At 60.1% G+C, this 22,362-nt stretch carries 19 protein-coding genes; 6 read left to right on the forward strand and 13 right to left on the reverse strand.

The window, feature by feature from the left end:
• Window positions 1-135: 135 nt before the first annotated feature.
• From gloB to HYPDE_RS14285, 3 genes are all read left to right on the forward strand, one after another.
• On the forward strand, window positions 136-906 hold the full coding sequence (gene gloB / locus HYPDE_RS14275; protein ID WP_041320521.1) for a hydroxyacylglutathione hydrolase: 771 nt from the start codon (window positions 136-138) through the stop codon (window positions 904-906).
• 21 nt (window positions 907-927) lie between these two features.
• Window positions 928-1,362: a cupin domain-containing protein gene (locus HYPDE_RS14280; protein WP_015599208.1), complete on the forward strand. Its 435-nt coding sequence runs from the start codon at window positions 928-930 to the stop codon at window positions 1,360-1,362.
• Window positions 1,363-1,572: 210 nt separating this feature from the next.
• The gene (locus HYPDE_RS14285; RefSeq protein ID WP_015599209.1) at window positions 1,573-3,516 is read left to right on the forward strand and encodes an NYN domain-containing protein; all 1,944 of its coding nucleotides are present in this window, start codon (window positions 1,573-1,575) and stop codon (window positions 3,514-3,516) included.
• Window positions 3,517-3,615: 99 nt separating this feature from the next.
• Here HYPDE_RS14285 and phbB read toward each other — a convergent pair whose 3' ends face one another.
• Together phbB and HYPDE_RS14295 are read right to left on the reverse strand one after the other, a co-directional pair.
• The gene (phbB, locus tag HYPDE_RS14290; protein WP_015599210.1) at window positions 3,616-4,341 is read right to left on the reverse strand and encodes an acetoacetyl-CoA reductase; all 726 of its coding nucleotides are present in this window, start codon (window positions 4,339-4,341) and stop codon (window positions 3,616-3,618) included.
• 89 nt (window positions 4,342-4,430) lie between these two features.
• Entirely contained in the window at window positions 4,431-5,621 is a 1,191-nt protein-coding gene (locus HYPDE_RS14295; RefSeq protein WP_015599211.1) for an acetyl-CoA C-acetyltransferase, read from the reverse strand.
• A gap of 268 nt (window positions 5,622-5,889) precedes the next feature.
• Between HYPDE_RS14295 and phaR the strand changes: the two genes are divergently transcribed.
• Complete coding sequence (gene phaR, locus HYPDE_RS14300; protein WP_041320523.1) at window positions 5,890-6,540, forward strand: polyhydroxyalkanoate synthesis repressor PhaR; 651 nt, start codon at window positions 5,890-5,892, stop codon at window positions 6,538-6,540.
• 34 nt (window positions 6,541-6,574) lie between these two features.
• On the opposite strand, the gene HYPDE_RS14305 is transcribed toward phaR, so the two are convergent.
• The 4 genes from HYPDE_RS14305 to mtgA all read right to left on the reverse strand — a co-directional run bounded on the left by HYPDE_RS14305 (window position 6,575) and on the right by mtgA (window position 10,239).
• Window positions 6,575-8,293: a bifunctional diguanylate cyclase/phosphodiesterase gene (locus HYPDE_RS14305; protein ID WP_015599213.1), complete on the reverse strand. Its 1,719-nt coding sequence runs from the start codon at window positions 8,291-8,293 to the stop codon at window positions 6,575-6,577.
• Between the two features lie 212 nt (window positions 8,294-8,505).
• On the reverse strand, window positions 8,506-8,910 hold the full coding sequence (locus tag HYPDE_RS14310) for a hypothetical protein (RefSeq protein WP_015599214.1): 405 nt from the start codon (window positions 8,908-8,910) through the stop codon (window positions 8,506-8,508).
• 148 nt (window positions 8,911-9,058) lie between these two features.
• Window positions 9,059-9,244, reverse strand: coding sequence for a 50S ribosomal protein L32 (rpmF, locus tag HYPDE_RS14315; protein ID WP_015599215.1), 186 nt, complete (start codon window positions 9,242-9,244; stop codon window positions 9,059-9,061).
• Window positions 9,245-9,438: 194 nt separating this feature from the next.
• Entirely contained in the window at window positions 9,439-10,239 is an 801-nt protein-coding gene (mtgA, locus tag HYPDE_RS19635) for a monofunctional biosynthetic peptidoglycan transglycosylase (protein WP_244437661.1), read from the reverse strand.
• A gap of 597 nt (window positions 10,240-10,836) precedes the next feature.
• On the opposite strand from mtgA, the gene HYPDE_RS14325 reads away from it, so the two are divergent.
• Complete coding sequence (locus tag HYPDE_RS14325) at window positions 10,837-11,742, forward strand: polyprenyl synthetase family protein (protein ID WP_015599217.1); 906 nt, start codon at window positions 10,837-10,839, stop codon at window positions 11,740-11,742.
• 27 nt (window positions 11,743-11,769) lie between these two features.
• Here HYPDE_RS14325 and HYPDE_RS14330 read toward each other — a convergent pair whose 3' ends face one another.
• From HYPDE_RS14330 to HYPDE_RS14355, 6 genes are all read right to left on the reverse strand, one after another.
• A complete protein-coding gene (locus tag HYPDE_RS14330) occupies window positions 11,770-12,456 on the reverse strand; it encodes an outer membrane protein (RefSeq protein WP_015599218.1) in 687 nt (228 codons plus the stop codon).
• A gap of 179 nt (window positions 12,457-12,635) precedes the next feature.
• Window positions 12,636-13,958, reverse strand: a complete 1,323-nt coding sequence (locus tag HYPDE_RS14335; RefSeq protein ID WP_041320525.1) for a flavin-containing monooxygenase — start codon at window positions 13,956-13,958, stop codon at window positions 12,636-12,638.
• A gap of 220 nt (window positions 13,959-14,178) precedes the next feature.
• Window positions 14,179-15,444 carry a flavodoxin-dependent (E)-4-hydroxy-3-methylbut-2-enyl-diphosphate synthase gene (gene ispG / locus HYPDE_RS14340; RefSeq protein WP_015599220.1) on the reverse strand — a complete coding sequence of 422 codons (1,266 nt, stop codon included), beginning with the start codon at window positions 15,442-15,444 and terminating at the stop codon, window positions 14,179-14,181.
• A 33-nt stretch (window positions 15,445-15,477) separates the two neighbouring features.
• The gene (locus tag HYPDE_RS14345) at window positions 15,478-16,281 is read right to left on the reverse strand and encodes a metal ABC transporter permease (RefSeq protein WP_015599221.1); all 804 of its coding nucleotides are present in this window, start codon (window positions 16,279-16,281) and stop codon (window positions 15,478-15,480) included.
• Window positions 16,282-17,136, reverse strand: a complete 855-nt coding sequence (locus HYPDE_RS14350; RefSeq protein ID WP_244437662.1) for an ATP-binding cassette domain-containing protein — start codon at window positions 17,134-17,136, stop codon at window positions 16,282-16,284.
• 38 nt (window positions 17,137-17,174) lie between these two features.
• The gene (locus tag HYPDE_RS14355) at window positions 17,175-17,666 is read right to left on the reverse strand and encodes a Fur family transcriptional regulator (RefSeq protein ID WP_015599223.1); all 492 of its coding nucleotides are present in this window, start codon (window positions 17,664-17,666) and stop codon (window positions 17,175-17,177) included.
• Between the two features lie 323 nt (window positions 17,667-17,989).
• Here HYPDE_RS14355 and HYPDE_RS14360 point away from each other — a divergent pair, with 323 nt between their 5' ends.
• On the forward strand, window positions 17,990-21,325 hold the full coding sequence (locus HYPDE_RS14360) for a hypothetical protein (RefSeq protein WP_015599225.1): 3,336 nt from the start codon (window positions 17,990-17,992) through the stop codon (window positions 21,323-21,325).
• On the opposite strand, the gene HYPDE_RS14365 is transcribed toward HYPDE_RS14360, so the two are convergent.
• Window positions 21,326-22,174 (reverse strand): fumarylacetoacetate hydrolase family protein, encoded by an 849-nt coding sequence (locus HYPDE_RS14365; RefSeq protein ID WP_015599226.1) that lies wholly within the window; start codon window positions 22,172-22,174, stop codon window positions 21,326-21,328.
• Window positions 22,175-22,362 lie beyond the last annotated feature (188 nt).

The following is a 22,362-nucleotide window of genomic DNA, read 5'->3' on the forward strand; positions in this document are numbered from 1 at the left end:
CCGGGCTTATCCCAATTCTGCCGCCGCGGGACCAAACGGTCCAGCCCCGCCAGCTTCAGAAGGCCTACTTTGGGAGAACCCCTGCGTTGTCTCGTTTTGTTTGACACCGGCGTTGAGCCCTACCAGACTCTCAATATGGGAGCCTTTGAAATCGTTCTTTTACCTTGTCTCGCCGACAACTATTCCGTCCTCCTGCACGATCCCGCTTCAAGTGAGACTGCAGCGATCGACGCGCCGCACGCCGCGACCATCAGAGCGGCGCTCGACGCGCGTAACTGGCGTCTCAACCACTTGTTCATTACGCATCATCATACCGATCACACGGCCGGTATCGCGGAACTCAAAGGTCATTATGGCTCAAGCGTCACGGGGCCGGAAGCCGAGGCGGACCGTATCCCCGGGTTGACGCGCGGGGTCACGGAGGCGACGCGCCTCGAATTTGCCGGCCATCCCATTCGCGCCCTTGAGACACCAGGACACACGCTCGGTCACGTCACGTACTATATGCCGGAGGACGGCTTGGTCTTTACGGGCGACACGCTGTTTTCGCTCGGATGCGGCCGTATCTTCGAGGGCGATCCGCGGATGATGTGGACATCCATCTCCAAAATCGCCGCGCTTCCCGGCGACACGCGCATCTATTGCGGCCACGAGTACACGCTCGGAAATGCGCGTTTTGCGATGAATGTCGAGCCTGAGAACGATGCGCTCAAGGCGCGCGTTGCAGAGGTCCAGGCGCTCCGCGCTGCCGGAGAACCGACGGTCCCGACAACGCTCGATCTGGAGAAGGCAACGAACCCGTTCCTCCGACCCGACTCGCGCATGATTCGCGCACGGCTCGGCCTCGGCGGTGCACCGGATTGGGAGGTCTTCGCACGTCTAAGGCAGCTGAAGAATAAAGCGTGACGTCCAAAACAAGAGGTCCGGGTGAAGCGCGATCTTTCAGCTGACGATGTCATCGAACTTTTGGAACTGTCTCCGCACCCCGAAGGCGGCCACTTTCGCGAAACTTTTCGCGACGATACCCAAACCAGCGGCCGCGCAGCCTCGACGGCAATATATTTCCTGCTCAAGGTTGGAGAACAGTCGCACTGGCACGCCGTCGATGCTGCCGAGGGCTGGCATTACTACGCTGGCGCGCCATTGATGCTTGAAATTTCGCCTATCGGAGGGCCGATCACGGCCGTTCGGCTCGGCCCTGATCTTGCCGCCGGCGAACGTCCGCAGGCTGTGGTTCCCAAAGATCACTGGCAGCGAGCTCGGAGTCTCGGCGCCTGGACACTGGTCGGTTGCACCGTCGCGCCGGGGTTCGATTTTGCAGGCTTCAGGATGGCTGCGCCGGATTTCTCGCCGCTCGATTGAGCGGCGAAGCTGCAACAGATCAAAGCCTTTCGATGACCATCCACATGTCATCCCCAGAGTCGATGACGACGCACGTGGCGTATCCGCCTTCCATCCACGGCTTAATTGTCTCTTTAGTTAGCGGGTTAGCCGGGCCTTCTTGCTGGCGGCGAAAGACTCGTCAACAGTGGACTACGAATCACGTTCCGATTCACACGGGGGTTGTAGTCCATGAAACGCGAGTCCTCAGGACCCGTCCTAACAACGGTGTTTGTCGATTACGACAACGTCTATCTTTCTCTGAAGCGCAAAAACGAAGAAGCTGCGAAGCGCTTCGCGAAAGACAGCAGCGTCTGGCTGCAGGGCATCGCGTCGGGAGAGCTTATCACATCCAAGACCTCCTTGGGTGTGCCGACCGAACGGCGCATCGTCATGAGCCGCTGCTATGGAAACTCTCAGCCCCGCCGGAACGCACACGACAACTCGACGGACATGTGCTCGTTTCCTTTCATCCGGCATCATTTCCAACGCGCGGGATTCGAGGTCATCGACTGCCCGCCACTGACCCAGCAACTGAAGAATTCGGCAGACATTCGCATCGTCATGGATGTCAGCGACATCCTCAATCATCCGACGTTCTTCGACGAATTCATCATTTTGTCGGGCGATGCCGACTTCACGCCTGTGCTGCACCGGCTTCGGGCGCACGCACGCCGCACCGTCGTTTACGCCAACGATCACACGGCGTTGCCGTACACCGCCATCAGCGACGGCGAGATCAAAGAAACGGACTTGCTGGCACTCTTGACCAGCAGCCGCGTGCTGGGTGCCGAGAGTCCCCGCGAGATTACGGCTGCGGTGCCGGTGATCGATGTCGAAGCCGCGCGTAAGTCGATCCTTTCGGAAGTCGTCGATTTCGTTCGCAGCGCACCGCAGGCCGTGCCGCTTGAGACCCTCGCCGATCGTGCGGTCCGTGTCGTCGGACGCGACAAGACTGTCGGGACGAACTGGGGCGGATACGGTTCGTTCCGCGATCTATTGCTCGCCGATTTGCCTGACGACATTCATCTCAGCGATACGCCCCCCTACACCGTCTTCGATGCGAACCGGCACATCTCGGCTGCCGGTTTGATTGCCCCGCAACTTGCTCCGCCGACTGCCGAGCCTCGGAGCCGCGAACTTTCGGCCGAGATTTCCGCAGCGGAGGCGAAGGCGGTTGTGCGGCCTTCAATGTCGAACATGCAGAAGCCTTCGCAACAAGCAGCGCCGCTTCAGCCGGCAATGCAGAGCGCCTTCCAGTCTGCCCCGCAGCAGCGTTACGCTCCGCCGGCAAGCTCCGGGCCTGTGCCGCCCGCACCTCCGTTGCCATCGGCCCGCGGTTCTGAGATTTCCGCGGCTACGCCGCAGATGCCGCGCCAGCCCTTGGCCCAACAGCGGCCGTCAATGCCGCCGCCTGGACAGCCGTCAGGTTATCAACCCGATCACGCCCGCGAAGCTCAGCGACCGCCGATGTCGCAAACGCCGCCACCTCCGATGGCCGGGGCGCCGCGAAGCGGCGAACAGGCGACGCAAATCCAGCAGTCAATTGCGCGTATCCACGAGGCCTGCCAGGCCCCGGCGCTGGCCCCTGCCGAATATCGCGTGTTGTTCGACGTCATGGCGCAAGAAATCACCGCAAACGGCCTTCAGGGTGCTCAGACACTCGTGAACATTACGCAGCGCGCTCGCGAGTTTGGTCTCGACATCAAGCGCGACGACCTTCGTTTCATCTACGACGTCGTCAGTGAAAGCGATCCCTGGTTTGAGCAGGGAACGAGTGCGACGCTCTTCGCGAGCCGGTTCCGCAATTTCGTCGTGGCACGTTGCCGGAGCCAGGGCTTGAGTCTTTCGGCCGATGAACTCGATCTCGTCGAGGCATGGTTCTCGGCACCGCAGCCACCGGCACCGTCGCGCGCATTGCCGTATGGCGGTCGCGCGACTGCTGCTCCTGCCGCACCGGCGTCCAAACCTCTTTCCTCTACACCGCATGCGGGCGAACAATGGTGGAGCCTTGAAGAAGGCCGCCAGCATATCGTGGAACAGCGGGAAGCCGAGCAGAAGGGGATGAGCCCGTACCCCCAGAACCAGAGCGAAGAAGAATTTCCGCGTATCGTGAGATCGCGGTTCCGCGGTTGAAAGGTGCTCTGCTCGATTTCCGGCAGCCTGCCTGTAGAAATAAAAACGGCCGCCCCGAAAGGGGCGGCCATTTCGATTTGATCCGAAAATCGCGGCCCACTATGCGAAGTACTGGCCACCGTTGGCCGTCAGCGTCGAGCCGGTGATGAAGCCTGCATCGTCGGACGCAAGAAACACGACGCAGCGCGCAATTTCATTGGGTTCGCCGAGACGACCAACCGGAATTTGCGGGATAATGTTCTTTTCCAGCACATCCTTCGGAACCGCCATCACCATTTCGGTTGCGATATAGCCCGGGCAGATGGCGTTGACGGTGATGCCCGCGCGGGCGCCTTCCTGAGCCAGCGCCTTCGTGAAACCGATGTCGCCCGCCTTCGAGGCGGAATAGTTCACCTGGCCCATCTGGCCCTTCTGGCCGTTGATGGACGAAATGTTGATGACGCGGCCGAACTTGCGCGACCGCATGCTTTCCCAAACCTGGCGCGTCACGTTGAAGAGACCGTTGAGGTTCGTGCCGATCACTTCGTCCCACTGCTGCTTCGTCATCTTGTGGAACATGGTATCGCGCGTGATGCCGGCGTTATTGACGAGCACGTCGATCGGCCCGAGATCCTTGACGATCTGCTGGACGGCTTTTTCCGTCGCCTCATAGTTGCCGACGTCGAACTTGTAGACTGGAATACCGGTTTCGCTCGAGAAGGCCTGGGCGGCCGCATCGTTTCCTGCGTAGCTTGCCGCGACCCGATAGCCGCTATTTTTCAAGGCAATTGAAATCGCGTGCCCAATGCCGCGCGTGCCTCCGGTTACGAGGGCGACCCGTGCCATAACTTTTTCTCCCTGGATTTTAGTCTCGGAATGCGTGGACGAGATGGCGCAGCCGGATCGGATTGATCCGGCTGCAAATGACGAGAGTATTAGTCGCGCGCGACGCACATGGCGACACCCATGCCGCCGCCGATGCAAAGGGTGGCAAGGCCCTTCTTCGCGTCACGGCGCTGCATTTCGAAAAGAAGCGTATTGAGAATGCGAGCGCCTGAGGCGCCGATCGGATGTCCGATGGCGATCGCGCCACCGTTCACGTTGACCTTGTCGGTATCCCAGCCGAGACCCTTGTTGACGGCAAGAGCTTGTGCCGCGAAAGCTTCGTTGGCTTCGATGAGATCGAGATCATTGATCGTCCAGCCGGCCTTTTCGAGCGCTTTCTTCGATGCCGAGATCGGGCCGGTTCCCATGATGGAGGGATCGACGCCGGTGGTCGCCCACGACACGATGCGCGCGAGCGGTTTGATACCGCGTTTCTTGGCTTCCTCCGCAGTCATCAGCACGACGACCGCAGCACCGTCGTTAATGCCCGACGCGTTGGCAGCGGTGACCGTGCCTTCCTTCGGATCGAACGCCGGGCGGAGTTTGGAGACGCTTTCGAGCGTTACGCCTTCCTTGATGTATTCGTCCTGATCGACGACGGTCTCGCCCTTCTTGGTCTTGATCGTGACCGGCGTGATCTCGTCCTTGAACTTGCCGGCCTTGCGTGCGGCTTCAGCCTTGTTCTGGGAAGCGACAGCGAACTTGTCCTGCTCGTCGCGCGTGATCTGCCACTGGCGTGCAACGTTCTCGGCCGTCGTGCCCATGTGGTAATTGTTGAAGGCGTCCCAGAGGCCGTCCTTGACCATGGTGTCGACAAGCTTCAAGTCGCCCATCTTCGTGCCGTCGCGCATGTGCGCCGCGTGGTTCGACTGGCTCATGCTCTCCTGGCCACCGGCAACGACAATCTTCGCGTCTCCGGTCTTGATCTGCTGCATGCCGAGTGCGACGGCTCTGAGACCCGAACCGCAAATCTGATTGACGCTCCAGGCGGGAGAATCGACCGGGACCCCAGCACCGACGGATGCCTGACGTGCCGGCCCCTGGCCCTGCGCCGCCGTCAGAACCTGACCAAGGATGACCTCCGAAACGTCTCCAGGCTGAACATTGGCGCGCTTAAGGGCGGCCTTGATTGCAATTTCGCCAAGTTTAGAGGCCGGCAAGGACGCCAGCGCGCCGTTAAACGAGCCGACAGGCGTTCGAGCTGCGCTTGCAATCACAATTGTCGACGAATCTTCGCTCATAGGCGGCCCCTCCCTGGGCATCTTTACAATTTATCGAATGTCTCGCGCGACGCCGGACCGTTCTGGGCATCAGCAAAAGGCGGAGACACTTTGCAGTGCGCAGATATTTTCAGCAATTGCGACCTCTTGGCTAGACTGCCCAATCGTAGTGTTTCCGCCCTGCCCAAAAGAGTGACAGAAACGGCTGGCGGGCGACCCCTTCGGTGTGGTACGCTGCCGCAGTGCAGCAACAGGCGCCCAAACCTACCAGATAGAGAACGCTAACGCGATGCTGAGCAACCCAGAACCTCAAGCCCAGGCTCCCAAACGCGAAGCCGTCGTCATCAAGAAGTACGCGAACAGGCGTCTCTATAATACCGAGACGAGTACATACGTCACGCTCGAAGATCTCGCCAAGATGGTGCGTGGAGATCGTGACTTCGTTGTTTACGATGCCAAGAACGGCGACGACCTTACGCACGCAGTGCTCACACAGATCATTGTCGAGCAGGAAAGCCGCGAAGGCGGACAGGCGCTATTGCCGATTCCGTTCCTGCGTCAGCTCATCCGTTTTTACGATGACAGCATCGCGCGGATGGTGCCGAGCTACCTGCAGTTCAGCCTTGAGCATCTGGCGAAAGAGCAAGTCCGTTTCCGCGAGCAGTTCGCCTCGGCATTTTCTAACCCCGCCGCCGCGTTCGAGTTCTATCAACAGCAGGCACGGCAGAACATGGCGATGTTCGAGCAGGCGATGTCGATGTGGGCATCGTTCGGCTCGGCGGCGAGCGGACAGCGCGGCGACAGTAAATCGACCGAGGAGGCGCAGCAGGCCCCAACGCAGGGCGACGCGGCGGAGGGCCGCGACGAACTAAGCGAACTCAAATCGCAACTCTCAGCGATGCAGCAAAAGATCGAGAAGCTTTCTCAATCGCGGCCCTGAATTCCGCACGCTGCCATCTGGTCCGACGGTCGGTTCAGGCTTTCGATACATACTCGGCGGCGGCGATTGGCATGCCGTAGTAGAACCCTTGCATGAAGTCGATCCCGGCCTCGGTCAAGTGCTTGACCGACTGCTCGTCACCGACCCACTCAGCAACCGTTGCCATCCCGAACATTCTTGCCAAGTCTATCATCGTCTTAATGAAGATCCGATCGCTTGTGTCGTTCGCGAGATTCTTTACGAAAACGCCGTCGATCTTGACGATATCGACGTTGAGCAGCTTCAAATTCTTGAATGACGTGTAACCCGCGCCGAAGTCGTCGATCGCGACGCGGCAGCCGAATTCTTTCAACGTATCGACGAAGTTGATCGTCTGATCGAGATCCTCGATCGCAACGGTTTCCGTAATCTCGACGATTAGCCGGCTCAAAATATCTTTGCGCCCATCGGTGAGGCGCCAAAGGGCGGCAATCCATTCCTTATCGGAGCACGTCAATCCCGATACATTGAGCGAGAGCACAAGATCCGGATGCTTTTTCAAAAGCGCGATCGTCAGTTCCAGCGTTCGCCGGTCGATCAGCCGTGAAAGTCCAAGTTGCTCGGCGACAGGAACGAATTCGCCTGCCGACACGAGCTGCCCGTCCGGTCTCTCCATGCGGAGCAGACATTCGTATATTTCCGCCTTTCCGGTCTTGGCCGAGACCATCGGCTGCAGGACGAGGCGCATGCGATTGTCATCGAGCGCGCTGATCACGTTATTGGCGATCGTCCTGTTGCGCACACGGACCGTTTCCCCGCCCGGCACCGGCTCGTAAAGCACGAAACAATCGATCCGCTGCGAGCGCGCAGCATCGAGCGCGCGCAGGGCAAAGTTCACGGCGTCCTGGACCGCATTGGCCTGATCCGGAATAACGACGGCGCCGATCGAGATCGTCGCTGATAGCTGTCCGGCGGATGTTTTGATCGTCGAATCGCGGACCGCCTTCAAGAAGCGCTCGGCGGCGACGCGCAGCGCTCGGGGTCCGCACTTCATCATGATGATGCCGAATTTATTCGAAGAGTAACGGCCAATGATGTCTCCCCCGCGCAGCTTGGCGCGGATGCGGCGCGCGACTTCGGCAATAGTTTCATCGCCGATCGAGATGCCGAAGGTGTCGTTGATCACCGCGAGGTTATTTACAGACACCATCAAAAACCCGCACGATTGAGGCTCGCGCTCGATACGAGCCAGGACGGCGCTCAGCGCCTCGGTCAGGCGGATACGATTGAGTTGTCCGGTCAGTTCGTCGAAGTCGTTGCGAACGAGCAGGCGCTGTTGCTCGAGATATTGATCGTGGACGATCCTGATCACGCCGCGGGCGTGCATCGGGTGACCATCAGGTCCCGGCCACCACCGGCCATGGTCTTCGACGCGGATCGTCTTCCAGCTTCGTGGACCGCCGGGGCTTATCCGGTACTGGACGCGGTAGGGGACCCCGCGGATGCGATCGGTCGCGACGCCACGCGAAAAAACTTCCAGTCTGTCCTTCAGATGTTCGGGTGCGATGAGGGCGTGATAAGCTGCGCCCGTCGAAATCTTGGTCAAGTCGGCGACGCCGAGGATCGCAGCCGCATTACTTTCCCACTCAAGGCGGCCGGAGACGAGGTCCCAGTCGTAAGCGGTCTCCTCGATCGATGAAAGGATGCCGACGAGATCAAGACCGTCGGATTCAGTCAACGGGTCGCGCTTCTGGTCCGCGTCCGGATCAGCCACACCCTCGTTCCCTTGTCCATGGACGGTGGTCCGGGAAGTCAATTCACAACCTCAAATCAGGTTTCTCAGCGAGCAACACGCAAACGTAGTTCAATATCGTTGCATTCTCGCGACAAAGCAGATCTCGAAACAGTATAACCTAATAACACTTAAAGTATTGTACGAAATTAGATCGGCTTCTGCACGGCCTTACTGAAAGCCGTGCCCCGTTATTACTGGTCGGCGCCAATATTGAGATCACGGCGAGCCACGCGAATACCGATCGTGTAACCGCCGATGACGTCAATCATTGTCGCGATCAAAATCAGGAAGAAGACGGACGTCGCCGCCTGCGGGACTGTGAGAAATTCGATACCAACCGCCATGAACACGACCATCGAAAGCGCATGATCGATCAACGTCGACGTCGTCGTAAAGGTCGATTTGACAATTTCGATGAAGAGCAAAACCAATGTCACGAGCAGGATGAAATCGCCCCACGTAAACCGCCAATCGCCACCGCTCAAGAGCTGGATGTGGAAGATTTCTTTTGTCAGGGCGTCCGATCCCAACGTCAGAACGATGGCGTTGTAGAGGACGAAGGCGAGGACCAAGAGCGGAATGGCTCTAACCGACATAAGTCTCTCCTGACATTTGACGCCCGGGCGTGCTCGGCTTTTTGGCACGCTCGCTCTGATTTGCCAAGCAAGGGATCGTGTCCAAAAATCAACAAGGCCGGCATCAAGGACGCCAGCCTAGCCCAATTTAAGGCAATCGAAGCGGTGTCTATTCGTCGGACGCCGGAGGGAGGATCTGGCGGCCCCGGTATTTGCCGGACTTAAGGTCGATATGGTGCGGCCGGCGGCGCTCACCGCTGTCCTTGTCCTCGACATAGGCCGGAGCCTTCAGCGCGTCATGAGAACGCCGCTGACCCCGCTTCATCGGGGACATTTTCTTGCGCGGAACTGCCATCGTCTTGCTCCAATTTGCCCCCGCGCCAATGCTGCGGAGCCGCCGAATACGCGGCGGGGATACCGAACGCTATATTGATTGCTTATTGGCCTGGCAACGCCGGACTTGGGCGACGCTCAGAACCCAGGGCGCGGCTTATACGCAAATTAGACGGGAAGCGCCAGTCCCCGTCGCAAAATCGGGCTGGAAGGGTCTCAGTTGCGACGTCTTGGCAGAACGCAACTCGTCCGGTCTGCCGAGGCCAACCGCATGCGCATCTGGACGATGCGGGCCAGACGCTGCATGCCGGGGCCCGGTTTTACAGGGTTTCGGACCCTGGGATTGGGCAAGGCCACGGCAAGCCGGGATGCCTCACCGGCGCTGAGGCCGCTCGCCGGCTTATGGAAGCGGAACTGGGCTGCAGCTTCTATACCGAAGATACCGGGGCCCCACTCCGCGATATTGAGATAGACCTCCATAATCCGCCGCTTGGGCCAAAGCATTTCCATGACAAGCGTCAGCGGCATCTCCACGGCTTTGCGTACGTAGCTCCTGGACGACCAGAGAAAGAGGTTTTTCACGACCTGCATCGAGATTGTACTAGCACCCCGCGCCGTTCCGGCTTCTGTGACCGCTCCCATGAGGGCTTCGAAATCGACGCCGTGATGCTCACAGAACCGGCTGTCTTCGCTCGCGATGACGGCGCGAATGATGTTCGGCGATATCTTCTCGATCGGCACCCAGGTATTCACGATCTTTTGGCCGAAGAGCCACTGCTGCAGCATGAGCATCGATGCCGGGGGATTGACGAAGCGGTAAGCGATCATCAGCAACAGAACAACAGTGAGCCACCCTGCGGCAACCCGCACGACGATCCGAAGTAACCGGCGCACAATAGGGCGATAACCCGCGTCCTCCGTCGCCGAGAAGCCGGTTCCTAAGTCCTCGGGGCCGGAACGAATGGCGACGTCGGCCTGAAGCCCTGTGAACGCTAGCTCCTGCCGGCGCGACGGCATTTCAAGTCTCGGCGCACCCGGGATCAGGCTCCCGAGGCTTGGGGGCGTCGCTGCGCTGGCGGGCGAGGTTTGAGGCTGAGACCTATTGAGATTTTGGAGGGTTTCCCGAGCCTGCCCTGCAACGGCGGTCAAGGAACGCGCCGCAGCTTCAGCATCGATCTCAGACAGCACGGCGTCGATTGCAGAAAGTCGATCCCCGGCTTCTGCCCGGGGCCGCGTCGGTTCGGCGGGTGGTCGATCAAAAGCAGGGCCGGAACGCTGGAAAAAGCGCGCCGGCATTGGTGCCGGCGGTGCGACTTCGAGAGGAGGCTCGGAACGATATCGAAATGCTATCGGCGGCAAGGGACGCGGGGGCATTATCTCCAACACTTCACACCTGCCGCCCGTGATGCCAGGCTCGAGCGCCTGCCCACACGACGCCAATCGCCTCTCCTCCGCCGATGCCTCGGCAGGCGGCGCGGCAGTTCGCTCTGATGTCTCCTGCGACCTATCCATGCTTTGCTTATGCCGATTGCAGTGCGATACCGCGTCGGCCGGTAACACCTAACAATGGCCATGTTGAGTGCCGGCGGGGCCATACGAGGAAGGTGAGGGGTAGTGTCACAATTTCTTACCCAGCTTGGCGATGCCGCAACAGCTGTAGAAGCTTTTCTCGCGGAATGTCTGGCAGAACAACAGGCCAATGGGACGCCCCCTCGCCTGGCGGAGGCGCTTCGCCACGCTGTCCTGGCCGGCGGAAAACGGTTTCGGCCATTCCTCGTTTTCGAAAGCGCCAAGCTTTTCGGCGTGACGCGTGAAGCGGCGCTCCCAGCCGCGGCGGCGCTCGAATGCATCCATTGCTATTCGCTGGTCCATGACGACCTTCCCGCCATGGACAACGATGAACTGAGGCGCGGCCGGCCTACGGTATGGAAGGCCTATGACGAATGGACCGCAATTCTCGTCGGCGATGCTCTGCAGGCATTCGCCTTCGAGCTAATCAGCGAGCCGGGGCGGCATGAAGATGCCGAAGTCCGGGCGGGTCTGACCCACACGCTTGCGGTCGCTTCGGGCGCGATCGGAATGGTCGGCGGCCAGATGCTCGATCTCGACGCCGGGAGGCTGCCGGAGCAGCCCGCCGCGACGATCGCCGATATCATGCGCCTGCAGTCGATGAAGACCGGCTGCCTGATCACGGCGGCGTGCGAAATGGGGGCTATTCTCGGACGCGCCACGGCGAGCGATAAAGCGGCGCTCAAGACGTATGGCGAGCACCTCGGCTCGGCATTTCAGATCAGCGACGATCTTCTCGATGCTGAAGGTACCGCGGCCGATGTCGGTAAAGCGACAGGCAAGGATGCAGCCGCGGGCAAGGCGACGCTTATCGGTTTGCTAGGCATTCCGGAAGCGCGAGAGCATCTCGATCGCTCGATCGATGCAGCGACCGCTGCGTTGCATGCATTCGGCACAAAAGCTGAGCCCCTGATCGAAGCCGCGCGCCACATGGGACGTCGCGGCAGCTAACCAGGGGCTCAGCTCAATCGCATTGCTTTAAAAGTGATAGTTGAGACCGACGCGCACGGTTTGAACGTCATTGTTCACGCGCAGCGTGTCGGTGCCGCCATCGGCATTGTGAAGCGTGGAGTCACCCAAGCCGAGGTACAGGTATTCAGCCTTGGCGCTCCAGTTCTGTGCGAACTTCCATTCCAGACCGCCGCCGACGGCATAGCCCGTCAACGTATCGCTATCGCGGAATGTCGTCGGAGCCGGTCCGGCCAAGCTCACCCGATTGTCGACATCGGCAATTGCAAGACCGCCCGTTGCGTAGAAGAGCCACGGCCCGCTGGCATAGCCGAGACGGCCTCGAACGGTGGAGAACCAATTCATGTCGCTGCGTGCGGTACTGCCATCAATCGCGGATGCTCGACCGCTGATATCGGCGCCCTGGAAGTCGCCTTCCAAACCGAAAACGATGCGATCCCGCTGCCAATTGTAACCGATCTGACCGCCGCCAAATCCGCCCTCAGGCTCCGTCGGGTCCGCGTTCGACCAACCGTAGCCTCCGTTGATACCAATGTATGCGCCGTCCCAGATCGCAGGTTGATAAATCGGGGCTGGCTCAGGCGGAGGGTTGTACGGCTTATACGGTCCCAAATCCGCGGCAAAGGCGCTGCCGGTCGCAGCAGCCATGATCGTCGCGCTGGCAAGCAGCACCGGCTTTAACTTAGACGCTTTCATTTTTTACCCCGTAAGAACAGCCTCATGGGCTTGTTGCCCGCATCAACGCCTATCGAAATGTAGGGTTCCAATTGGGCGATTTCGATGCTCGAAACAGATGGCTGCTATGAGGGAAAATAATTGCTATTCCGTGAGCATTATTGTGGGGCCTTTAGATAAGGCTTTTCCATTTCGCAGCACTAAGCCCTTACGGGGATGCGGCCCTTTTCCGCTGCAAATGCCTCCTTTCGAGCCATTCGTCTGTCGCGCAGCTTCAGCAGAGGCAGAACCCAATGCGCCAAGCGGATTTCGCGCCGTGTTTTTTCGGGATCGACGAGATGCGTCGTCGGCAAACGTTGTGTGAATGATTGCTCCATCAGTGTGCCAATCGGAAACTCCAACTCGTCCTGCATCGCGATCAAGCGCGCGTAAAGATCGGAGAGCGGCGTTATGAGACGGCCGAAGCCGTTCCGCGCTTGCGCCCATCCGACAATATAAAGACCGCGGATTCCAGCCGGGAACGCGCCGCCATAGACTTGCACGACGTTGTCTTTGACCTTGATGAGTCCGTCGGGAAGAAACGGAAACGAAGTGTAGAAACCGGTTGCGGCGATGATCAGGTCGTATGTGCCGGTCGAGCCGTCAACGAATGTCACCGTCTTTCCGTCGACATGATCGATCGCAGGATGCGGTTTCACGCGTCCAAGGCGAATTGCACCCAAAAGATCCGTTCCGAATGCCGGATGACGATCGAACAATTTGTGGTTCGGACGCTGCAGCCCGTAGCGGCGATAATCGCCGATACTCAATTTGACGATCGTCCTTAGAATTGCGCGCTGCATGAAGATCGGCAGGCCCCAAATTGGGACGTCGGTCAGTGGGCGGCCGAGAAATGTCTTTGGCAAATACCAATAACCGGACTTCAGGCTGATGTCGCAGCTTTTGCCGAAGCGGCCAGCATCGCACGCCATGTCAACGCCGGAATTGCCGCCACCGATGACGAGCACGCGCTTGCCCTCGACCTGCGAGACGTCGCGATAATCCTTCGAATGGAGAATTTCGCCGGTGAACGTGCCGCGCAACTCAGGATAACGTTTATCCCAATGATGGCCGTTGCAGACGACGACGCCTTTGTAAGTTCGCGTTTCGCCGTCCGCGAATGTCACCGTCCAATGACTAGCGTCTTCGGATACGACGGAGGATACTTTTTTGTTGAACTCACAGTGCGGCAGAAGCCCACGATCCTCCGCGAATGCGGTAAGATAGGCGAGCATCTGATCGGCGGAGGGGAAGTCCGGAAAATATTCGGGCATCGGATAGTCGGCGTATTCGGTCGCCTTCCGGGACGAGACGATATGCGCGGAACGATAAACGCCGTGCAGCCAGTTGCCTCCAACGCCCGATCCGACATCCACGATATCGAATGGGATACCCCGGCGCTTTAATGCGGCGCCCATCGCAAGCCCGATCGGACCGGCGCCGATAACGAGGTGGCGTTCGGAGGTGCTGCTTCTGTCACTCATTCCGAATGAGATCCTTCGTGGCCATTTGCCGAGACGCACCCTCTAGCAAACCTCAATGGGCTCCGAGGGTTCATCTTCAGAAGTGGTAATCGTCGACTACCACTTAGCGCGGCTGAGAAACCGGCGCGAGCGAAGGATAGTCGCAAACCACGATCCGGAAATCGTTAATGCGGATTAACGCCTTGAATTATAAATTGTAATTTAGACCTCCCGGGCGGGACTATTCGGCAGCGTCGCTTTTTGCCATGGCGGGGTTGGCAAAACGGCGAGCGATGTAGTCCTCGACAATGGCTTTGAACTCGGTGGCGATGTTGGGTCCACGGAGTGTCATCGCCTTCTTGCCGTCGATGAAGACGGGCGCTGCCGGGGATTCCCCGGTGCCCGGCAACGAAATTCCCACATCGGCGTGCTTGCTCTCGCCCGGACCGTTCACGATGCAGCCCATGACTGCAAAGTTCAGCGTTTCGACGCCCGGATACTGCGTTTTCCAGTCCGGCATGCGGTCGCGGATCATGTCCTGTATGTCACGCGCAAGCTCCTGGAACACGGTCGACGTCGTCCGCCCGCAACCGGGGCAAGCCGCGACGACAGGGACGAAGGATCTCAAGCCCATTGTCTGCAGCAATTCCTGCGCGGTGCGAACCTCCTGGGTGCGATCGCCGCCCGGTTCCGGCGTCAGGGAAAACCGGATCGTATCGCCGATGCCATTCTGCAGCAGAATGCCGATGGCGGCGGATGACGCGACGATGCCTTTCGATCCCATACCCGCTTCGGTCAATCCTAGGTGCAGCGCATACCGGCTGCGCTCAGCGAGCATGTGATAAACGGCGATCAGATCCTGCACGGACGAGACTTTGCCGGACACGATGATGCGATCGGCACCGAGACCCATTTCCTCGGCACGCTCGGCAGATAGCAGTGCCGATTGCACCATTGCCTCGTGCATAACGGCGCGGGCCGGTTTCGGATCTGCAGCCTTCGCGTTCTCGTCCATCAAATGGGTGAGAAGCTCGGCGTCGAGCGAACCCCAATTGACGCCGATGCGCACCGGCTTGCCATGACGTAACGCCGTCTCGATGATCGCACCGAACTGGCGGTCGCGTTTATCCTTGAAGCCGACATTGCCGGGATTGATCCGATACTTGTCGAGCGCTTCGGCGCAGTCCGGATTGTCGCCGAGCAGCTTGTGTCCGATGTAGTGAAAGTCGCCGATAAGCGGCACGGTCACGCCGCGCTTGTGCAACTGGTCGCGAATGTGCGGGACGGCTTTCGCAGCTTCATCGCGATCGACCGTGATGCGGACGAGCTCGGAGCCGGTGCGCGCCAAGTCAGCGACCTGCTTGACCGTCGATGCGACGTCGGCGGTATCGGTGTTCGTCATCGATTGGACGACAACAGGCGCGCCACCGCCAACGGTAACGCCGCCAACGTTGACCGCGACAGTTTCATGACGCGGCTTCATCGTGATGCTGTCGCCGAGCGACATCAGAAATCCTCTCAATGCCCCAATGGCGACGTTCTAGCCTTGTCTGCGGCTTCCCGCCAGAAGGGATATGGCCGCGACAGTGCACATCGCGATGACGATGCTCGGCCCCCCCGGCAAATCGCTGGAAAGGGACAGCCAAAACCCGAAAATCGTGCTGGCGACCGCGATTGCCGCGGCGAGCAAGGCCATGCGGATCGGGGTTCCCGACAACGGCCGGGCCGCAACAGCGGGAACGACCAAAAATGCCATGACGAGCAAAACTCCGACGATCTTCATCGCGACGGCAATGACGAGGGCAAGCAAAAGATCGAACGCGGCGCGCGGCAGTCGTGGATTGATCCCCTCTGCGGTCGCCAGATCTTCGTGCAAGGAGAGCCGGACGAGCGGCTCCCAAAGGTAAAAAATTGCCGCCAGAACCACCGCTCCGCCTGCGTAGACCCATATCAAGTCGGTCGAGGTCACAGCGAAAACATCGCCGAAGAGATAGCTCATCAGATCGATGCCCGGCCCCTTCGCCAACGCGATGGCGACAATGCCCAGAGCCAGCGTGGCGTGGTGCGTCAAGCCGAGCGCAGAATCCAGCGGGACCACACGCTGGCGGCCGAGCAACGTCAGCACACCGACGGCCGCAACTGCTGCAACGACGACGGCGAGTGTCAGGTCGATTTTCAAGGCAAGGCCCAGCGCCACACCCAAAAGACCGGCTTGTGCGAGCGTCTCGCCGACGTAGGACATCCTTCGCCATACGACGATGCAGCCGAGCGGCGCCGCGATCACCGCGAGACCGACGGCTGCCAAAAATGCGCGCCAGACGAACGGCTCAGGCCAGGACAGCACTCAGGAGCCTCGTCCGTGCGTATCGTCGGCGCCCAGAGGTTTCGGTTCTCCGGTCAAATCGTGAGCATGATCGTGATGGTGCCGGTAGACGCTCAACGCTGCGGCCCCCTGCTGTCCGAAGATGCGGGCATATTCGGTGTGCTGAGACACATGCTCCGGTTCGCCCGAGCAGCAGACGTGACCATTCAGGCAGATAACCCGGTCGCTTTTCGCCATCACGACGTGGAGGTCGTGCGAAACGAGCAGAACACCGAGATCACGCTCGTCACGGAGCTTTTCGACCAATTCATAGAGTTCGGCCTCGCCCGCGAAATCGACGCCGCTCGCAGGCTCGTCAAGGATCAGCAGATTTGGCTGGCGCAACAGTGCCCGCGCAATCAACACGCGCTGCGTCTCGCCGCCCGAAAGCTTCGATAATTGCTGGTGCTCGATCCGACGTGCGCCGACCTCGTCCAGGGCGCTCCCCATCTCTTTCGTTGATGCCGAACCGCCAAGGCCGAGGAATCCCTGGACCGTCATCGGGATCGCCGCGTCGACCTCGAAGCGCTGCGGAACATAGCCGATGCGGGTCGAAGCCGGGCGTACGATCAAGCCGCTATCGGGCTTCTCGATACCAAGAACAAGTCTCACCAGCGTCGTCTTGCCCGCGCCGTTGGGTCCGATCAGCGTGACGATCTCGCCGCGCCGGACGTCAAGATCCACGCCCGCAACGATGTCGCGACCGCCGCGGCGGAGCCAAAGACCGCGTGCCGAGATGAGAGCGTCCTCGGCCGGAGCGGCATCGCGATCATGGCTCTGACCATGGCCACAGCTCGCGGCGGGGTGCGGGGATGCGTGTCCATTCTGTTGGGACAAAGACAAAAGGATCTCTCCAGCCGGCGCGAAGGCCGAACTCAAACTTTGCGACGCGCCGCGCACTCGTGACAGGTTCCGGAGACTTCAGCGAACCGCACGCGCGGCTCGAATTTTGCTCCGTGGGCGGCGGCGTCGATCGCGCGAAAAATGTCGTCGCCGTCGACTTCCTGAACGGTGCCGCACTTCTCGCAACTCAGGAACATCGGGCGTTTGCCCGTTCGCGGACGGTGAAGTTGCCGGCACGCGAAATAAGCGTTCTTGCTCTCAAGACGATGGACGACACCTGCTTCGAGAAGCGCGTCGAGTGCCCGGTAAATCGAGATGGGTGCAAGCCGTGTGCCCTTCTTCGCGAGGCGATCCAAGACCTCATATGCGCCGACGCTCGCCTGGGTTGAGGCGATTTCCTCGAACACCTTGCGGCGAAGGTCCGTAAACCGAAGGTTCTTTTCGGCAAAGATTGCGGTGGCCTGGTCAACGGACAGCTTGACCTTGTCCCGTATGCGTTGCTCTTCGCCTGAATTTGCCGTCATGAACAGTCCTCTGGACCGCGCCGCCCCGGGTGAATTCGGCCACAATGGCCGTTTTGGGCGCGCGGACAATATAACATGTCGTGACTGGCGGCTATTCCGTTCAAGCTCTCTGGATGCTTTTTCCGCGTCGCAACTTGATCTTGTCCCGAAATTGACCACATCCTGCTCCGGCGCCCTTCCCCGCTGGCCGCAAATTCCGGGATTTTTTGCTTGGGGAGCCAAATTCGACCCGGCCTGCCGCCAATCGGCCGCGTCCTCCGCGCAAACATGACGAGTTGTGCCTCATTGATTCGCCGATGCGATAGCTGGGAAACGTGCCCCCGATGGACGTCAAGTTTCTGATCGACAAGTTGGCCGAGAACGCCCGCCCTCTTGGTACTGCGATCTTCCTCATTTCCGTCTTCGCGCTTCTGCTCCGCACACGCGTCGCCCGGCGTCTGCGCGACACTATCGAGGAAACGGTTTTCACGAATTGGCGGCTGGCGCTCCTCGGCACGACCGGCATCGTCCTCTCGGCGGCCGCCGGATGGCGAACTTGGGAAGGAATGTACAATTTCACCGGCGAGCCGCTGCTCTCCGGCATGGTGACGTTCGGCATCCAGGGCATCATGCTGATCGTCGCGTGGCTGATCGGCGAGAGCTTTGCGACGGGGATGAACGCACGCGCCCGTCCCGGGACATCATCCCTCGTCAGCGCCGCTATGCAGCCGTGGCTCGGTAGCTTCATCGGCCTTCTTCTTTTCATCACCGGGTTCGTGCTGTTCCTGCAGTGGACCGGCCAGACCGACGTCAAGCACGCGAACGTCGAGAATCTCGGCTGGGCGAACGCCGGCGACAAGTTCCTGATGCTCGGCGCGGGCCTGCTGATGGTCTCGCTGTTTGCTCTCTATGCCGCCAACGATCTGGTGCGCCCATACCTTCAAGTCGTGCGGGTCATCATCCGCAATTCGATGCTGTGGCTGATGTTTCTCGCCTGCATGGCGACGAGCGTCTTTTTCTCGTTCGACAGCTTCTTTACTGCGATCTTCCCGCAATCCGAACGCGTCCGCGCCGCCGAACTTCGCGCCCAGAACCAGGTTTCGGGCATTCTTTCCGATATTGAACAGGCGCTTGGCACGCGCAGCAGCAGTCTCGCGGCAGAGATTTTCACGACCGAAGCCTGGAAGGACTATGAGCATCAGCTCGATGCCATCACCGAAGCCGCGACCCAATCGCAAGGCGCGATCGAACGCTATGTCAATGCGCAGATCGAAGAGCGCAGTCGAGCCGTCAAGGAGCAGCAGGAACGGATCGCGTCGGCCGAGGCCGGTCAGGCGGGCCTCGCCGGGCGCAAGACATCGCTGACAGATGAGAAATCCCGGCTTGCAGCCCAGCGTCCCGAGCTTGCTGCCGACTACGCGACGAAGAAAGCGGAATACGACGCCAAGATGAAGGACGTCGACGCCAAGCGCGTCGAAGCGCTCGCGGAAGACAAAGGTGTCGAGGGCACTTTGAAAGCGGGCCGCGGACCTATCTATCGGCAGCGCATGAGCGAACTCGCGATGCTGCAAGGCGCCGCGCAGATCGCGGGCGAACGCATGAAGGACGCGCAGAAGCGCCTCAACACGGTCGAGTCGCGGTTAACTGCCATCGATACGGAGCTTGCAACGCTCGACGGCGATCTCGCGAAGTATAAGGGCGAAGCCGAGACGGCCAAACAACGCATTGCGCTGACCGACGATACGGCGAAGGATGACAGCGGGCCGAAAATCGATCCTTCGAAGATCATGCCGGCGTTCGACCGCTCCAAGTCGGAGTTCCGCGCCGATCCCAGCACAGGCCGCCTCGCCGCCGTTCAGAGGTTCTGCAACGACATCTACGGCGCATTGTCGGCAACGCCGGAGACGAAGCCCCTTCTCAATGGTATCGACTGCGATCCAAAAGCGGTCTCAGATGCGGCGTCCGGGCTTTTTGCGCTGCAGTCCGGCACCAAGGTTTTTCAAGATACTTGCGTCGGCGGCGACAGGCTCGTCGAGAACAAGTCGACCGACGATTTGTTCGCCTTCGCGCGGCGGTGCCTGTCGGATAGCGCCTTGCCGAGCAACGATACCGCGGCACTTCGCTCGAAGATCAATCGCATTGAGCTGTCGCGCGATGACAAGGCGCATCGCTTCGTCGTGACGCTCAACGCGTTCCAGGATGGCAACCGGCTGGCATACCTGGCGCTTGCAATTGCGATCGGATTGGACGGTCTCATCTTCATGTCCGGACTTTTCGGCGCCAATGCCGTCCGCTCGCCGCTGTCGGATATTCCGAGTTTCAGGTCACGCTCCGGTTCTCAGCTCGAAGCGACGATCAATGCCGCGCTTGGCGCACATCCTTACGAGACGGCTTGGCAGACACTGACGGCCTTCAGGCCGATCACCAACCAGGACGGCTTTTCGGCGCTTGCCGATTTAAGCGCCATGGAGCGCTCGCAGGCGGATCGTGTGCGCATGGTGCTGACGGCCGGCGCCGACATCGGCGCGGTCGAAACCATCAGCCACGATCCTGAACGCTATCGGGTGCGCAGCGAACTTCGCGAATACCTTTCCAGCGTCGTCGATAGGCAGTTCAAGACAGATGCGTCAGCGAAGGATCGAGCGCGCCTCGATCAGCTCGTCTCGGCCGCGCTGGCTCCCCATCCGCGCGAACATTCCGAAATCGTGCTGAACACGCTGGAGCCGATCCGCGAAACGGAAGGCTTCACGTCCATGGTGACGCTGACCGACATTTCCAATGATCACGACGCGCGCATCGTGCGCCGGGTGATGAACGCGGGTTCGGCCGTCAAGGCCGTGGCGCCGGACCTCAAGATCGCGGACCGCTATTACATTCGCCCAACGCTTTACGAGACCCTTTTGACGATCAGGGCGACGGCGCCGGAATCTCGGCAATATCGGCTGGAGCGCGCACGTGCCGAGGGATTCAAGGATCAACGCGCCATCGATGGCGGAGCGCTGCACGCGATCCAGCCCGAGCTTCAATTCGAACCGCATCCCCGCGAGCTTGAGAAACCCAGGCCCGCTCTGCCGCGCATCAGTCCATTATCGGACGAGGAGCGCGCGCAGCTCATCGCGTACTATCGGGAAACTCTGCTCGAAGCCGTTCATCTCGGGTCCGATATCGTCGACAAGCGGCTGAGCCTCCCGCAATCGCGCGATGCGATATTGGAGGCTTGGAAGACGCTCAACTCGCATAGCAAGAAGAACGAGAATCTCGGTTTTCTGCTGCGTGAATTCCAGAACGATCAGGATCGCATTCTCAGCGAAGTTTTTTCGGGACTTCGGAGCGAGACCGGTGGCGACGAGCGTAAGTTGTCGCTGCTTGAAGGGGTCGACGGTCGCGTTCGTGATGACCTCCCCCTTTACATGCTGTTTCCGGAAACAGGTCTCGTCAGCTACTTGATCGAAGAGCTTGAAGCGGCTGCCCGACCGGATGACGGTCTCGTCGACGGCGAGCAACAGCTCAAGGATCAACTCAGGTCCGTGCGCGACGCGCTCGGCAGGCTGGATCTCGACAATCCCCAATCATGGGATGAAATCCGAAAACGGCTCGCCGTGCGGTCTGGAACGGATTTCCGCAATTTCTTCAATCGCCCGATCGACCGTGACGAGCCGTCGAACGACGGCGACGTTTGATCAGAGCGCGAACGGGACGACCTTTTGGCGCTGCGTGCCGAGGCCATCGATCTTGAGTTCCACGACGTCGCCGGGATTGAGGAACTCTTTCGGCTTGCGCGCCGTGCCGACGCCGGGCGGCGTTCCGGTCGTTATGATGTCGCCGGGTTCGAGGACCATGAACTCGGTGACGTAGGCGAGCAGATCCGGGATTTTGAAAATCATCGTCGCGGTCGAGCCGGTCTGCTTGCGGACTCCGTTCACGTCGAGCGACATCGCGAGATTACCGACATCTGCGATTTCATCCGGTGTCACCAGCCAAGGCCCGATCGGCCCGAACGTTTCCGCTGATTTGCCTTTCACCCACTGGCCACCACGTTTGCTCTGGAAGCTCCGCTCCGAGACGTCATTGCAGATGCAGTAGCCGGCAATGTACTTCGCCCAGTCTTTCGCTTCGACGTAGCGCGCGCGGGCGCCGATGACAAACGCGATCTCGCACTCCCAGTCCGTGTGCCGTGAATTGCGCGGGATCATCACGTCATCGTCGGGGCCGCAAATCGACGTCGTCGCCTTGTTGAAGAGGATGGGCTCGGTCGGGATCTCCTGACCCGTCTCCTTGGCGTGGTCGGCGTAGTTGAGGCCAATCGCAATGAAGTTGTGAGTGCCGGCGACTGGAGGGCCAAGGCGAACGCCTTCCGGTGCCTTCGGCAGCGATGCCGGATCGATGGCGGCAAGCTTAGCAAGCGCCGCGGGCGCCAGATGGGCACCGGACAAATCGGGAATATGCCCGGAGAGGTCACGAACGTTTCCGTTACGGTCCAGGATGCCAGGCTTTTCCGCGCCCGGTGCGCCAAATCGAACGAGCTTCATTGTTTCTGTTATTCCCCTAGGCTCGCGCCCGTCCCGCGAGTGAAGGCACGGTGGTAAGGCGCTTATATCGCCCCGTCTCTTAAACGATGCTCAGAGATGCAACAATCGCTGCGGGACGTTCTCCGACCCCCGCAAATTCGGACTTATCCGCGCAGGAAGGCACTGGCTGTCGTTTCTGAGAGAAGGTT

Source organism: Hyphomicrobium denitrificans 1NES1, assembly GCF_000230975.2.
Classification (GTDB): Bacteria; Pseudomonadota; Alphaproteobacteria; order Rhizobiales; family Hyphomicrobiaceae; genus Hyphomicrobium_B; species Hyphomicrobium_B denitrificans_A.

Bases quoted from the DNA above. Each gene is read 5' to 3' on its own strand.
- HYPDE_RS14335 (WP_041320525.1), bottom strand. From the start codon at position 13,958: ATGAGTGACAGAAGCAGCACCTCCGAACGCCACCTCGTTATCGGCGCC.
- HYPDE_RS14360 (WP_015599225.1), top strand. From the start codon at position 17,990: ATGGACGTCAAGTTTCTGATCGACAAGTTGGCCGAGAACGCCCGCCCT.
- mtgA (WP_244437661.1), bottom strand. From the start codon at position 10,239: ATGCCGTCGCGCCGGCAGGAGCTAGCGTTCACAGGGCTTCAGGCCGAC.
- HYPDE_RS14285 (WP_015599209.1), top strand. From the start codon at position 1,573: ATGAAACGCGAGTCCTCAGGACCCGTCCTAACAACGGTGTTTGTCGAT.
- ispG (WP_015599220.1), bottom strand. From the start codon at position 15,444: ATGTCGCTCGGCGACAGCATCACGATGAAGCCGCGTCATGAAACTGTC.
- phbB (WP_015599210.1), bottom strand. From the start codon at position 4,341: ATGGCACGGGTCGCCCTCGTAACCGGAGGCACGCGCGGCATTGGGCAC.
- HYPDE_RS14295 (WP_015599211.1), bottom strand. From the start codon at position 5,621: ATGAGCGAAGATTCGTCGACAATTGTGATTGCAAGCGCAGCTCGAACG.
- phaR (WP_041320523.1), top strand. From the start codon at position 5,890: ATGCTGAGCAACCCAGAACCTCAAGCCCAGGCTCCCAAACGCGAAGCC.
- rpmF (WP_015599215.1), bottom strand. From the start codon at position 9,244: ATGGCAGTTCCGCGCAAGAAAATGTCCCCGATGAAGCGGGGTCAGCGG.
- gloB (WP_041320521.1), top strand. From the start codon at position 136: ATGGGAGCCTTTGAAATCGTTCTTTTACCTTGTCTCGCCGACAACTAT.
- HYPDE_RS14355 (WP_015599223.1), bottom strand. From the start codon at position 17,666: ATGACGGCAAATTCAGGCGAAGAGCAACGCATACGGGACAAGGTCAAG.
- HYPDE_RS14330 (WP_015599218.1), bottom strand. From the start codon at position 12,456: ATGAAAGCGTCTAAGTTAAAGCCGGTGCTGCTTGCCAGCGCGACGATC.
- HYPDE_RS14310 (WP_015599214.1), bottom strand. From the start codon at position 8,910: ATGTCGGTTAGAGCCATTCCGCTCTTGGTCCTCGCCTTCGTCCTCTAC.
- HYPDE_RS14365 (WP_015599226.1), bottom strand. From the start codon at position 22,174: ATGAAGCTCGTTCGATTTGGCGCACCGGGCGCGGAAAAGCCTGGCATC.